Annotated in this window: 10 protein-coding genes; 6 read left to right on the forward strand and 4 right to left on the reverse strand. The window is 40.8% G+C overall.

Annotated features, from left to right (window positions below; translation table 11 throughout):
* Nucleotides 1-221 precede the first annotated feature (221 nt).
* Together ACQFX9_RS29580 and ACQFX9_RS29585 are read right to left on the reverse strand one after the other, a co-directional pair.
* Nucleotides 222-1073 (reverse strand): SDR family NAD(P)-dependent oxidoreductase, encoded by an 852-nt coding sequence (locus tag ACQFX9_RS29580; protein WP_427160052.1) that lies wholly within the window; start codon nucleotides 1071-1073, stop codon nucleotides 222-224.
* A gap of 673 nt (nucleotides 1074-1746) precedes the next feature.
* Nucleotides 1747-3384 (reverse strand): alpha/beta hydrolase, encoded by a 1638-nt coding sequence (locus ACQFX9_RS29585; protein ID WP_427160053.1) that lies wholly within the window; start codon nucleotides 3382-3384, stop codon nucleotides 1747-1749.
* 272 nt (nucleotides 3385-3656) lie between these two features.
* Here ACQFX9_RS29585 and ACQFX9_RS29590 point away from each other — a divergent pair, with 272 nt between their 5' ends.
* The gene (locus ACQFX9_RS29590; protein WP_427160054.1) at nucleotides 3657-3839 is read left to right on the forward strand and encodes a hypothetical protein; all 183 of its coding nucleotides are present in this window, start codon (nucleotides 3657-3659) and stop codon (nucleotides 3837-3839) included.
* 56 nt (nucleotides 3840-3895) lie between these two features.
* On the opposite strand, the gene ACQFX9_RS29595 is transcribed toward ACQFX9_RS29590, so the two are convergent.
* Nucleotides 3896-4075 (reverse strand): hypothetical protein, encoded by a 180-nt coding sequence (locus ACQFX9_RS29595; RefSeq protein ID WP_427160055.1) that lies wholly within the window; start codon nucleotides 4073-4075, stop codon nucleotides 3896-3898.
* Between the two features lie 819 nt (nucleotides 4076-4894).
* Between ACQFX9_RS29595 and ACQFX9_RS29600 the strand changes: the two genes are divergently transcribed.
* Nucleotides 4895-5617 carry an FkbM family methyltransferase gene (locus ACQFX9_RS29600; protein WP_427160056.1) on the forward strand — a complete coding sequence of 241 codons (723 nt, stop codon included), beginning with the start codon at nucleotides 4895-4897 and terminating at the stop codon, nucleotides 5615-5617.
* 227 nt (nucleotides 5618-5844) lie between these two features.
* On the forward strand, nucleotides 5845-6006 hold the full coding sequence (locus tag ACQFX9_RS29605) for a hypothetical protein (protein WP_427160057.1): 162 nt from the start codon (nucleotides 5845-5847) through the stop codon (nucleotides 6004-6006).
* A 144-nt stretch (nucleotides 6007-6150) separates the two neighbouring features.
* Here ACQFX9_RS29605 and uvrA read toward each other — a convergent pair whose 3' ends face one another.
* A complete protein-coding gene (uvrA, locus tag ACQFX9_RS29610) occupies nucleotides 6151-9039 on the reverse strand; it encodes an excinuclease ABC subunit UvrA (protein WP_427160058.1) in 2889 nt (962 codons plus the stop codon).
* A gap of 778 nt (nucleotides 9040-9817) precedes the next feature.
* On the opposite strand from uvrA, the gene ACQFX9_RS29615 reads away from it, so the two are divergent.
* The 3 genes from ACQFX9_RS29615 (at nucleotide 9818) to pyk (ending at nucleotide 15140) form a co-directional block, all read left to right on the forward strand.
* Nucleotides 9818-12199 (forward strand): phosphoketolase family protein, encoded by a 2382-nt coding sequence (locus ACQFX9_RS29615; RefSeq protein ID WP_427160059.1) that lies wholly within the window; start codon nucleotides 9818-9820, stop codon nucleotides 12197-12199.
* Nucleotides 12200-12558: 359 nt separating this feature from the next.
* Nucleotides 12559-13590 (forward strand): type I glyceraldehyde-3-phosphate dehydrogenase, encoded by a 1032-nt coding sequence (gene gap / locus ACQFX9_RS29620; protein ID WP_427160060.1) that lies wholly within the window; start codon nucleotides 12559-12561, stop codon nucleotides 13588-13590.
* A gap of 119 nt (nucleotides 13591-13709) precedes the next feature.
* A complete protein-coding gene (pyk, locus tag ACQFX9_RS29625; RefSeq protein ID WP_427160061.1) occupies nucleotides 13710-15140 on the forward strand; it encodes a pyruvate kinase in 1431 nt (476 codons plus the stop codon).
* Nucleotides 15141-15232 lie beyond the last annotated feature (92 nt).

The following is a 15232-nucleotide window of genomic DNA, read 5'->3' on the forward strand; positions in this document are numbered from 1 at the left end:
AGTTGTGAGTGCTGAGTTGTGAGTTGTGAGTTGTCAGTAGTGAGTTCAATCCCATAGTTAAAACCAGGGAAGTGAAATAAGAACGTATTTTTCCTTGCAATACGCGTCTTTTAGCCGCAAGGCTTCTGTTTACTTTTTACTCGACACTCGTTACTCAACACTCGTTACTCAATACTCGTTACTCAACACTCAGCACTCAACACTCAGCACTCAGCACTCTCTTACACCCCTACATTTCTAGATAGCGATAAATCAGCAACACGCTGTATTTTCGCCAACCAGCTTGGTTTTTCTGATGTTTGCGCTGTTGGTGGTGCGGCTATTTTTAAAACAATTTCCAGTAGCCAGGGTGCTAAACGTTGACACCATACAGCTAGGTGACTTTGCCATCCTACTAGAATTTCTGGGGAATCTTTCTCTAGTCCAATGACTAGTGCTTTGGCGACTTGCTGCGGAGTCATGGGGATCACCCAGCGAAACAGTTGCAAGTCGCGCACCATATCTGTGTCGGTGAGGGTGGGTAATAAGGCTTTGACTTGAATGTTGTATTCTGCTAGTTCTTGACGCAGTGCTTGGGTAAAGCCTATGATGGCGAATTTTGTGGCTGAATAGGTAGCCATCGTTGGTGCGGCGACTTTCCCCATTAAGCTGGAAACGTTGATAATTGTCCCCTGTCTTTGGCTAGCCATGCGTTTGGCGATAAGACTGGTGAGGGTATACATTCCCAATAAATTGACGGAGAGTTCTTCTTGGACTTGGGGGAGTTTGGAACGTAAAAAGGAATTTTGGTATGCAACCCCAGCACAGTTTACCAGCAGGTGAATTGGGCCATAAGTGCGCCACAATTGCGCTATGGCGATATTTACTTCTGTGGCTTGGGTTAAATCAATCGCTAAAACTGTAGCTTGAACACCCATCGCTTCGACTTCTTGGGCTAATTCTCTCAACTTTTGGCGATCGCGCGCCACTAAAATTAATCTTTGTATTCCTTGTGCTGCTAATTCTAATGCGATCGCTCTTCCAATACCACGGGAAGCTCCCGTCACCAGAGCTACTTTACCTTGAATCTTCATCGGTTTTCACCTCCAAATTCTGAGCCTTACCCCAGTTCTTAATTCATCAATCAGCGCAAATCTCAATCCCCAGGGAAGACAAATTATCAGTTTTCTATTAACAACAGCAATCAATCTCTAGCAACGACATATTTTTGAGTTAATCTGCATTGTTCATCACTTGCAGATTGTAGATTGCAAATCAATTGTTCCCACAATTGGCTGAACGGATATGGCTCATACCTTTTACCTCTCTATTAATTCAGAGCGTTCATCAGCGTCGTTGCTTTTACACACGTTAGCAATTAAATCAATGACTTGCAATATTTTTTAATAAGTATTTCTTAATACTTGTTTACAATGTATATATAAACTACTCAGAATTCAATAAGTTTTTATAAATACTATTTCAGAAATATTGTGATCCCCTGACAATAAATTCCGAGCATCAGAAATACACAAAATTGTCATACATAAAACAAAAAAAAGACATATATTTTAGGAACAAAATTTCTCCAATTGTCGTCAGCAATTGTACTGAATTTGGTCAATAGTTATTAGTCATTAGTCATTAGTCATTAGTCATTAGTCATTAGTTATTAGTCAACAGTCATTACTCATTACTCAGCACTCATTACTCAGCACTCAGCACTCATTACTCAGCACTCAGCACTCATTACTCAGCACTCAGCACTCATTTTTGATTTACTACTTGATTTAACTGTTCTCTAGTTAATGACTGCAAAAGACTAATATTTAGAGGTGGTTGACTAATATATTGAGCATAGGCAGGCTGTAAATAAGAACGATATTCTGTACGATTTAGCAGATTAGCTTCTAAAAAAGCTACACTCAAAGCATTAAGATAAGAATAAGCTGTATTACGTTCGGGGCCTAACAAGCCATTAGGGACAGGTAAAACGTTACTCTCTTGGGGAGATTCACCAATAAAGGTGAAATGAGTGCCATTTTCAACTAAAAATAAATATTTATTAGGATTAGGTAATTCAGTAAAAGGGCGAATTTGTTCTGGTAAGGGTGGGGCAAAAATATCTTGAGTACCTGCTATAAACATTGTTGGTACTTTTACTTGACTAATCCCACTATCGCCAAAAACAGCACTATTAATCGGATTAATAGCAATAATCGCCTTGATACGATTATCCTGAAATTGATAACTATCCAAAGTTAATTCGTTGGCTTGACATTGCAAAATCAACGATAAGTTTAAATAAGAATTATCAGGTAAACAATTCTTATTCAGATTATCAAAGTTAATTTGCGCCCCAGCCAACGCTAAAATAGTATAACCGCCAAAAGATTGACCTATAGCCCCAATTTTATCAAAATCTAGTTTTCCTCTCAGCTTGGGATCAGCTTGTTCCATACGCTGGAGTTCATCTAATAAAAATTTGATATCTAAAGGTCGATCAATAAATTCTCTGGGTGCTGGTGGTTCTGCTAAACCGGAAAAGTATTTTTGAAAGCGGCTAGCATTACTACCAGGATGTTCTATTACCGCGACAGCAAAACCGTAGGATGCTAAATGTTGAGCTAAATAGGCGAATGTGAAGCGGTCGGAAGCGACACCATGAGAAATCACAATGAGGGGAAAAGGTGGTTGAGTGTTATTCTCTGCGGTGGCTATAGGTAAGTATAAATCCAAAGGTAAACGGCGATCGCGTCCAGGATCAATTAAATTAAACTGACTGACTTGCCAGCGTAAATTTCCAGGCTTTCTTAAATCTGGCAGCTTGGAAAAATCAACCTCAGACGAGGTAGACTGACTTAATGATTCTTTTTGCAAAGCCGCTACAACTTTATCCCTAGTTTTGAGTAGCTGTGACAAATCATCAACTATTTTCACCGCTTCCGTAAAATTCAGTCGCACATCATTACTGGGGAACTTCCGCAGCAAATTGGTAATTGATAAACCCTCTGATGAAGCCGCCGATAAAATTAAAGCCGAACGCAAAGCGTAAAAACCATTCTTCCGAGAGTCAGTTAATAGCAATTCCCCTATTCTTTGCAAAACCTCTTCTCCCACAGGGGAGTAAGTAACTTGGGATACGAGAGTTGGTGTAACATTAAAACGTATTTGCAACAGTTCCCGCAATTGTGCTAGTTGTTCAGGCGTAGCACGTTCAGCATAAAATCTTAAATTCTTGTCTATCTTCCCTTCCTTGGCAAAAGTTTCTAAAGAACTAACAGGTAAAGAAAACTCTCCAAAAGGAGGATAAAAGAAACTAATGCGTTCAGCCGCAATTCCAGGATTAGCGGTCAAAAACGTAGATAATAACCCCAAACTGAGGTATTTTAACATTCTTTTCATCAGAGAAACCCACTGTTGACTTTATCTTTGCAAGTTTGGGACTAGGGGAAAGCAAAACAAGAACTAGGCTGCATTCCTACTTAATTTAAGTTTAGATATTCAAAATCGGCTATAAGCATCATAAAGCAAGTGCTTACATTCATAAATCTGCTATTCGTAGCATAAATCAAATATTCGCCTGCAAGTATTCATACTTACGGATGTATTGCAGTTGAACCCGATAAACTCAATCAGGAGTGCGATAATAGGTTATAGATAGCAAAGTACAGAATATGACTGTTAATAGTTGCGCCAGTTGTGCTGTTGTCCTCAACCAACAGCAAGAAGAAAATATTGCTCATCAACAGCAATGTCAGGATGAGCCAATTCAACAAAACCGGAATATCTCTCAAGCTAAGACTGTAGTAGAAAATGGCAAGGTTGTTGTAGTCCGCCACACAAATGATGATAGATAATAGATACCCGACTTTTTAAGAAAGTCAGGTATCTGAACACACGCAACTTGTCAAAATCAACTAGATAGAATAGTCGTTAAACCAGCACCAGCATCAAAGAATGATTTCCTAAAGTCTACAATGTCGCCAAAAGTCAGTATAGATAGTTCACCTAAAATATAATGATGTTTTTCCCACAAACAAAGATTAGCTTGATAGCGTGGCAATTGACTTTGATTGCTTCTACACCTATACACAAATTTACCCTTGCATTTTATTTATAGGATTATCTAAATCCTTTGCTGATTATCCCAAATAGAGTTTCTCAAATACAACTTTAAAAAATCAAGCCATAGTAGAGCAAATCAACAAATTCAAAGAGTGATTAGGAAGAAACTATACTTATAGAATAAGTCATTTCCAACAAATATTCTATATAGGACTCATATTTGAGTTCTGAAAAAACATAAGTACGATTTTATTAATTTTCACCTGTTTTCCACTCCCTGTTTCTTGTTCCCTATCTCTACGAGGAGTTCAGGGGTCAAATCGAATTGCTATCGTGATAAACAGGGATGCTCTCGATGGTGTAATCTTCAATATGCCTATGATTTGTGGAAGCATTCAGTCAACTTGTAAAACACCATAAGGCTCAAATTTATCAGCATCAGATATTCAATTTTATTCTGGTTATAGAAAAATTTGGTTATCAGTGACAAAATACGACGATAGGTAATTTAATGCAAATTTTCCAAATTGTCAAATCAACCTTGAAGTAAAAGCCAGAAAATGTAAACTTTTGTCTCAATTTTCACTATTTATATCCTGATAGTATATTTTTTAGCTGTAAATATCAATTCGCGAAAAGATTTAACCAGATGTAAGTTAATAGATCATTATAAATCAAGGATCTATTAATGGGATATTGTCCATTGTAAATTTGTGCAATTTACTAACTCACTTGTTGTATGGTAGGCAATTAAGATGGTGTCTATAATTTGATTCATACCGTTCTATTAAACAGAGCAGTAGGAGTCTTAAAACTTCATTTGAAATCACACTAGGGAAATCACCTGATGTATCTTAAAGTAAAAAATGTTATTGAGGATTTAACAGGATTTTCTTTTTATAGAAAAAATTTACCTTGGGGATTAAATATCTACAAAGATATCAAACGTCTAGTACCTCACTGGTCGCCACAAGTAATCTTTGATGTTGGTGCTAATATGGGTCAAACTGCCGTAGCTTTTCATGACGTATGGCCGAATGCTCAAATTTTTAGTTTCGAGCCAGTTCAAAATACATTTAATGTATTGGAAAAATCTGTTGATAAACTGCCCAATGTGAAAGCTGTACCGTTGGCTTTAGGATCTGCATCTGGAGAAGCAACTATCAAAATTTTCTCTAACTCTAGACTAGCATCCTTAGACCATGAGGTTTCTGTCAGACCTGCTATCAAATATGAACAAATAAAAATATCAACAGTTGATGAATTTTGTGATTTACACTCTATTGATAGAGTGTGTTTCTTAAAAATTGATACAGAAGGACATGATCTTGAAGTTTTGAAAGGTTCTATTTCTTACTTAAAAAACAGCAAAATTGACTTTGTTTTGGCTGAATTCTCTACAACATCCATGCCAGGAAAAGTAACAATAACTGATATAGATGAATTGCTTAGGAAGTATGATATGACTTGTGTTGGTATTTATGACCAAGCTTTTTGGAAAGACGCTAATATATACTTTGGAAATGTTTTGTTTGTAAGAGAAGGATTAATTTTTAAGTCCCGTAATTAGAGTTACCAATACAACGGTTTAAAACGATTTTTTGATATTTACTCATAAATGTGAAAGAATCAAACAAGTTTTAACTGAATTTTTAAGTATACTGCTACTGTAAGGAGGCTCATCTTATCAGAAATTAATAGCTAATAGGATACTCTGATCCTAAAGTACTCCACGACGAAGAAGCATATGAACAACGATATTACCGATTTCAGAAACACTTTAAGAAAGATGTTCCTATGGATGGTAAGACGAAGGAAGAACTTAAACGACTCATGCAGTTAGGAGATGAACTTGTTCAAGAAAGAAAGGATGAACTTGATCAGTTATGTGCAACACTGATTACACCTTTAGAAATTAGTGATTCAGATATTTTAAACACACAGTTTGCCTACGTTTAGGGGATCAAAATCATCATAAAGCGAACACTTTTTTAAATTTAAAAAGTGTCCGCTTTTTAATGAGGTAATGTCATATCTGTTTCATCCATTACGATATGTAATTGTGAGTACAACCGGAACAAAGCGATCGCCTCAACTCTGCGATTACTTCACTTCGCTCATTGCTGGATACTGTTGTAAAACTTGCTGTAAATATTGTCCAGTATAAGAACGAGGATTTTTAGCAACTTCCTCCGGTGTTCCCACTGCAATAATTTCTCCACCTTTATCGCCACCTTCTGGCCCTAAATCTATCACCCAGTCAGCACAGCGAATCACATCTAAATTGTGTTCAATTAATAAAACAGAATTACCTTTATCTACTAATCTTTGCAACACATCTAATAACTTATGCACATCATAAAACGATAAACCTGTGGTCGGCTCATCGATTAAATAAATGGTCTTACCTGTAGCACGACGCGCTAATTCTGTGGCTAATTTTACCCTTTGCGCTTCACCACCAGATAAAGTAGTTGCAGGTTGTCCTAACTGCACATAACCTAAACCAACATCAACTAATGTTTGCAACCTATTGACAGCTTTGGGAATATTTTGGAAAAACTCTAAGCTTTCCTCAGCCGTCATATTCAAAACATCAGAAATTGACTTATTTTTATATTTCACCTGCAAAGTTTCGCGGTTATATCTCGCACCTTTACACACTTCACACTGGACATAAACATCAGGGAGAAAATTCATTTCAATGACATTTACACCCTGTCCTCCGCAAGCTTCACAACGTCCACCTTTGACGTTAAAAGAAAACTGTCCTGGTTTATAACCCCTGGTTTTAGCTTCTACAGTTTGTGAAAATACTTCTCGAATGACATCAAAAACCCCTGTATAAGTTGCTGGATTTGAACGGGGTGTACGTCCAATGGGAGATTGATCAATGACAATTGCTTTGTCAATACTATTTAATCCTTGAATTTTTTCAACATCTTTTGGTAAAGGTACTTTTTTCGTTAAATGATGTTGTAATGATGGGTAAAGTAGTTCATTAATTAAGGTCGATTTACCAGAACCAGAAACACCAGTAACAACTACAAGTTTCCCTAAAGGAATTTCTACATCAATATTTCTTAAATTGTTGCGATGGGCATTTTTAATAATTAAGCTGCGTCCATTCCCTTCTCGGCGTTCGGCTGGGGTGTGAATTACTTTACGTCCTGATAAATATGCACCTGTTAATGATTGTTCGGCTGTGAGTAATGATTGAAAATCACCTTGAGCGATAATATTACCACCATGAATTCCCGCACCGGGGCCGATATCAACTATATAGTCGGCGGCGCGGATGGTTTCTTCATCGTGTTCTACGACAATTAAAGTATTACCTAAATCTCGTAATTTGGTTAAAGTTTTCAGTAATCTGCTGTTATCTCTTTGATGCAAACCAATACTTGGTTCGTCTAAAACGTAGAGAACTCCTGTTAAGCCAGAACCGATTTGTGTAGCTAGGCGAATGCGTTGCGATTCTCCACCAGAAAGGGTCATGGCGGCTCGATCTAAACTGAGATAATCTAAGCCGACATCTAATAAAAATTGCAATCTCGCTCTAATTTCTCTTAAGACTAAATCAGCAATTTTTATTTGGCGATCGCTCAATTTTAAATGATTAATCCTTTCCAGGCAATCCCGAATCGATACACCAGTCAAATCTAAAATATTGTATTGTCCTAATCTCACCGCTAAAGCTTCCGGTTTCAATCTTTTACCGCCGCAAACTTCACAGGGTTGATCAACTAAATACTGCTCTAATTTTTGCTTAATTAACTCCGAACCGCCTTCATATTGTCGCTGCAAAATCGGAATTGCACCTTTATATTGGGGTGTTTTTTGGTCTTTACTGGTTTCCGTTTCCCCATACAGAATAATTTGCTGCTGTTGGGGTGTTAACTTACTCCAATTTGTTTGTAATTCAAACCCATGATTACTCCCCAAACTATAAAGTAGTTCTAGATAATAAGAATTTTCCTTATCTGACCAAGGCGCGATCGCAGCGTATACTGGGGCTTCAGGATCAGGTACTACCAAATCCGGCGAAAATCTCCGCAACGTCCCCAAACCGTGACAGTTCGGACAAGCACCATAGGGAGAATTAAACGAGAATAAGCGCGGTGATAATTCGTCCATCACCGCGCCATGTTCAGGACAAGCAAAGTTTTCGGAGAAGACTAATTCTTGTTCTTCTTCAGTAGCATCATCACTATTGGGACTGACAAGAATCCTAGCAATACCACCAGATTGTTTCAAACACGTAGACAAAGAATCTACTAAACGTTCCTGAATATCAGGTTTTTTCACCAAGCGGTCAATGACTAATTCAATATTATGAGTATAATTTTTATCTAATTCAATTGAATCTGACAGTTCCCGAATTTCCCCATTGATGCGGACACGGACAAACCCTTGGGAAGCCAAACTAGATAATAACTTGCGGTGAGTCCCTTTTTTACCCCTTACCACAGGCGCGAGAATTTGGAACTTAGTCCGGTCTGGTAGTTCCATAATGCGATCGCACATTTCGTCTATAGTTTGAGGTGCAATAGAGCGATCGCATATGGGACAATGGGGTTCACCAGCCCGACCATACAACAGCCGCAGATAATCGTAAATTTCCGTTACCGTCCCCACCGTGGAACGGGGGTTATGAGAAGTCGATTTTTGGTCAATGGAAATCGCCGGACTTAAACCTTCAATTGCTTCGACATCCGGCTTATCTAATTGTCCCAAAAACTGCCGAGCATAGGCACTCAGAGATTCCACATACCGCCGTTGACCTTCCGCGAAAATCGTATCAAACGCCAAAGACGACTTACCCGAACCTGAGACACCAGTAAACACGATCAGGCGATCGCGTGGCAATTCTAAGTCAATATTCTTCAGATTATGCTGTCTTGCGCCGCGAATCCGAATTGTATTCTGGGGGTTAGAGTTGTGGTAGGGGAGGTGTCCATTCAAGGATGCGGCTAGCTTGTGATCTGACATATTGACCGGCCAATAATGAGAGGCAGCGTGAAACAGTTCTTAATAATACTATCTTTATTAAGCTTTGTTATCACTACACCTATAGCAGTACAATAATACTACTTTGCTGCACATTTGAGCTATTTACACCTTAACCTGTTTGTAGTAAGGACTTTAGCCCTTAGAACATTCATGACTAAAGTCCTCACTACCAACTACCATCTGCTAACTTGGAAGCAGCATCATCAAACATCCTACTGAGGGTGAAACTGTTCCCTACCCTCACCAAAGAACTTTTTCAGCAAGCCCTAAGTAATATTTATTTCACACATATAGGAATCTGCTTTGATTCCTGAAATTATTTGCGTAGGGAGGGAACAGGGAACAGAGAACAGGAAAAAAGGAATCAAAGTGTACCTAGCTTCGCAAAAATCAAATAGGAATCCTATATCAATTCCATGAGTAGAGACTTTTTATACAACGTCTTTACAACAACCCATAAACATCAATAAACGGTATCAAAAGATTCAACCTATTTGTAATTTTCTTAATAACGCATAAAATCAATGTTAAAAATTACTCATCAAAATGTAAGTTCTGTTAACCTTGCCTAGAGGTCATTACTGTAATTATTTGATTTGTGTTGTAGATTGCTGCCAGTGTAGTCAATAACTAATCACACTTATTTTTCCAGATCCAACTGGAAAAATTTGTCATGAGTAAGATGACCTTCAAAGCGCAAATAACTACACTGGCATAGAACAGAATTCGGCAAAATTATTGTGTAATGGAGTTGAAGATGACTTTAGCAAGTCCTCCACAGACAAAGCCTTTAACCGATGCAGAATTGCATAAAATGAATGCCTACTGGCGGGCGGCGAACTATTTGTCAGTAGGGCAAATATATTTACTAGACAACCCTCTACTGAAAGAACCTCTCACCTTAAAACACGTTAAACCTAGACTATTGGGACATTGGGGAACAACCCCAGGCTTGAATTTTATCTATGTGCATCTCAATAGAATCATCAAAAAGTATGACCTGAATATGATCTACATTGCTGGCCCTGGTCATGGAGGGCCGGGACTGGTAGCTAATACATATTTAGAAGGAACATACAGTGAATATTATCCCAACATCTCCCAAGATGCGGAGGGGATGAAAAAGCTGTTTAAACAATTCTCTTTCCCTGGTGGTATTCCCAGTCACGTAGCACCGGAAACCCCTGGTTCGATTCATGAAGGGGGCGAATTAGGCTATGCCTTAGTTCATGCCTATGGTGCGGCTTTTGACAACCCAGATTTAATTGTGGCGGCGGTTGTAGGAGACGGGGAAGCAGAAACTGGTGCTTTAGCTACTAGCTGGCATTCCAACAAGTTTCTCAACCCCGCTACTGATGGGGCAGTGCTACCGATTTTACATTTAAATGGGTATAAAATCGCGAATCCTACGGTATTGGCGCGGTTGAGTTACGAGGAACTAGAAAGCCTATTTGTTGGTTATGGGTATAAACCTTACTTTGTGGAAGGTTCAGATCCCGCCGATGTGCATCAGCAAATGGCTGCAACTTTAGATACCATCACTAACGAAATTCGTAATATTCAACGAGAAGCCCGTGTGCATGGGTTTACTAAACGACCCATGTGGCCGATGATTGTCTTGAGAACCCCCAAAGGTTGGACAGGTCCAAAAGAAGTAGACGGGAAAAAGACAGAAGATTATTGGCGATCGCATCAAGTCCCCTTTGGGGATTTAGCAAATAAACCCCACCACATCCAACTCCTAGAAGACTGGATGAAGAGTTACAAACCCGAAGAACTCTTTGATGCTAACGGGAGATTAATCCCCGAACTGGCAGAACTGGCCCCCACAGGCGATCGCCGCATGGGTGACAATCCCCATGCTAACGGCGGTGTCTTGTTGCGTGACTTGAAGATGCCCAACTTCCACGACTATGCAGTCGATGTTCCCAAACCAGGAAGAGTAATTGCTGAAGCCACCCAAGTCACAGGCAAATTCCTGCGGGATGTGATGGAACTCAACCTAGATAGCAAAAACTTCCGCGTGTTTGGCCCTGACGAAACCGCCTCAAATCGTATCAATGCCGTCTTAGAGGTTACAAACCGGACTTGGGTAGCCCAGACACTCCCAGAAGATGACCATCTCTCCCCCGATGGACGAGTCATGGAAATCCTCAGTGAGACTTGCTGTCAAGGTTGGTTAGAAGGATATCTGCTGACAGGTCGTCACGGTTTCTTCTCCTGCTATGAAGCATTTATCCACATCATAGACTCGATGTTCAACCAACACGCCAAATGGTTGAAAACTACTCGCCATATACCCTGGCGCAGACCCATCGCCTCCCTGAACTATCTCCTCACCTCCCACGTTTGGCGACAAGACCACAACGGCTTTTCTCACCAAGACCCTGGTTTTATCGACCATGTGATGAACAAAAAAGCCGAAATCATTCGCGTTTATCTCCCACCCGATGCCAATACTCTCTTATCGGTGACAGACCACTGTTTAAGAAGCCGTCAATATATCAACGTCATCGTGGCAGGGAAGCAACCAGCATTGCAATACCTGGATATGGATGCAGCCATCAAACACTGCACCAAAGGCATTAGTATCTGGGAATGGGCAAGTAATGACCAAGGTGGTGAACCCGATGTAGTTATGGGTTGTGCTGGCGATGTCCCCACCTTAGAAACCCTAGCAGCTGTGGATATTTTGCGGCAAAACTTCCCTGACTTAAAAGTGCGGGTAGTCAATGTTGTGGATTTGATGACCTTACAACCCCAAACAGAACATCCCCACGGTTTAACTGCCAAAGAATTTGACACCATATTTACTACAGATAAACCCATTATCTTTGCCTTTCATGGCTATCCCTGGTTAATCCATCGTCTCACCTACCGCCAAACCAACCATAAAAACCTCCATGTACGCGGTTACAAGGAAGAGGGAACTACCACCACCCCCTTTGATATGGTTGTCTTGAATGATTTAGATCGCTTCCACTTAGTTATGGATGTGATCGATCGCGTCCCCAAACTAGGGTACAAAGCTGCTTACGTCAAGCAACATCTCCAAGACAAGCTGATCGAACATAAACACTACATCGCTAAATACGGCGAAGATATGCCAGACATTCGGGACTGGCAGTGGCCGTATTAGGGGACTGGGGACTGGGGACTGGGGACTGGGAAAGATAATTTTGGATTTTGGATTTTGGATTTTGGATTTTGGATTGAGTTTCAGAAAATTGCCTAATCCCCAATCCCTAATCCCTAATCCCCAATCCCCGATCCAAAACCTTAAAATATGCCAAGCAAATGAGCTTTTGGCAGCCAGGACTGTCACGATCAGCTCAGTCATACTAAAATTCACCCGGCTAAATCCAATTTTGCGGCTTGGGTAAGATTTTGTGCGCCTTAAGTTTGAGGCGTTATTCAGGGTGCATCATACTAATTCGCCAAAATCAAGATTCAATCTACATTTTTGAATTTTGAATTTATGTTTCAAGGAGGTTTGTTTTGGCAAAGTTAAAAGTAGGCATCAATGGATTTGGCCGTATCGGTCGGTTGGTGTTTCGGGCTGGTATTAACAATCCTGATATTGAGTTTGTCGGGATTAATGACCTTGTACCACCAGATAACTTAGCTTACTTGTTAAAGTACGATTCGACTCACGGTAAGTATCACGGTCAGGTAGAAGCTAGAGAAGATGGCATCATTGTTGATGGACGCTTCATTCCCTGTGTTTCAGTCAGAAATCCGGCTGAATTGCCCTGGGGCAAATTAGGCGCGGATTATGTTGTGGAATCAACTGGACTATTTACTGACTACGAAGGCGCATCGAAACACCTACAAGCAGGTGCGAAGCGTGTAGTTATTTCTGCACCCACCAAAGACCCAGAAAGAGTTAAGACACTGTTAGTAGGCGTTAACCATGAAACTTTTGATCCCAGTAAGGATGTGATTGTTTCTAATGCTAGCTGTACTACAAACTGTCTAGCTCCCGTTGCCAAAGTGATTAATGATAACTTTGGTTTAGCAGAAGGGTTAATGACCACAGTCCACGCCATGACTGCAACCCAACCCACGGTAGACGGCCCCAGTAAGAAAGACTGGCGCGGTGGTCGTGGTGCAGCCCAAAATATTATTCCCTCTTCCACTGGTGCAGCTAAAGCCGTGGCTTTGGTGTTACCAGAACTCAAAGGTAAGTTGACTGGGATGGCTTTCCGAGTCCCTACCCCTGATGTGTCTGTAGTGGATTTAACCTTCAAAACCGAGAAAGCCACCAGCTACAAAGAAATTTGTGCTGCCATGAAAGCTGCGGCGGAAGGAAAACTTGCCGGAGTTTTGGGTTACACCGACGAAGAAGTGGTATCTACAGATTTTCAAGGCGATCGCCACTCCAGCATTTTTGACGCGGGTGCTGGTATTGAATTAAACTCCAACTTCTTCAAAGTGGTCGCTTGGTATGACAACGAATGGGGCTACTCACATCGTGTAGTTGACCTCATGTTGTCAATGGCACAGAAAGAACAATTGGCCGCAGTTTAAGAAGGGTGTAGGGGTGTAGGGGAGAAAAATTCTTTAATTTTGAATTTTGAATTTTGAATTTTGAATTGATTAGCCCCATGCCCCTTGCCCCATTCCCAATTCCCAAACTCCTCACACATATGCGTCGAACAAAAATTATCTGTACTGTAGGGCCTGCTACCTCTGCACCAGACAGACTACAAGCATTGGTAGAAGCCGGGATGAATGTGGCGCGGTTGAATTTTTCCCACGGGGCTTATGAGTTTCATGCCCAAACGGCTCAATATATCAGGCAAATCAGTGCTGATGAGCAAAGACCTGTGGCTCTGTTGCAGGATTTATGTGGGCCGAAAATTCGGTTGGGAACTTTACCACCAGAAGGTTTGACGGTGGAAGCTGGTGATCAAGTCACCTTTGTGTTAAAGGAGAAGGGTGAAAATATCCACGAATTACCCTTACCTTTGCCGACTTTGTTCGCAATGGTACGACCGGGAGAGCCAATCTTAATTAATGATGGTCGGGTCAAAATGATGGTATGCGATCGCGATGCCGATCGCATTCACGCTTTGGTCAAAACTGGTGGGGTTATTTCTACCCGCAAAGGGGTAAACCTGCCTGTAACTCGCTTACCTGTCAGTTCCATTACGGAAAAAGACTTACATGATTTGCGTTTTGGCATGGAATTGGGTGTTGATTGGGTGGCGGTGTCTTTTGTGCAGTCACCCCATGATTTAGAACCAGCCAAACGGATGATTGAATCGGCGGGCTTGTCTATTCGGGTAATTGCTAAAATTGAACGTCCAGAAGCAGTAGAGCAAATTGATTCTATTATTGCTGCTGCGGATGGGATTATGATTGCCCGTGGCGATTTAGGTGTAGAAATGCCCATTCACCAAGTCCCCTTGATCCAAAAAGATATCATTCGCCGTTGCAATCAGGCAGGTAAGCCAGTAATTACCGCCACCCAAATGCTAGAGTCCATGATTAGCGCACCTGACCCCACCCGCGCTGAAGCTACCGACGTAGCGAATTCTATCCTCGATGGTACAGATGCCGTCATGCTTTCTGGCGAAACTGCTGTCGGACAGTATCCCATAGCAGCCGTGCAGGTAATGAATGATATTGCGATCGCTACAGAAAAATCATTACAGGAGGGTAGTAAACACTGTTGGACTCATGAAGCTGGGGGTTTAAGCGTTACCGAATCCGTAGCGGAAGCCGTCTGTCGCATCGCCTATGAAACCGGCGCACGGGCGATTTTGTGTAACACCTCATCGGGAAGTACAGCTAAACTCGTTTCCAAATACCGCCCCAGCACCCCAATTTTTGCTTTCACTCCCGAAGAAACTAGCTATCATCAGTTAGCTTTATCTTGGGGTGTTGAACCTTTGTTGATCCCTCCTGTTTATAGTGCTGAAGAAATGTTTACGAATGTAGTCAGCACCGTTCTGAGAACAGGCTTAGTTCACGAAGGAGATAAGGTAGTTATTACCTCTGGAGTTCCAATTGGTAAATCAGGAACAACTAGTTTAATCAAAGTGCATTCTATCGGACAACCAATCACTGCTTAACAGCCTAGAATTAGGCTGAGGCTTCCAGCGATCGGCAAGAGTTAAGAAAAATTGCCAAAATCAGAATTGTTAAGCAGAAAAATGGGTGTAAA

It is taken from the genome of Aliinostoc sp. HNIBRCY26, from assembly GCF_050235535.1.
Taxonomy (GTDB): Bacteria; Cyanobacteriota; Cyanobacteriia; order Cyanobacteriales; family Nostocaceae; genus Trichormus.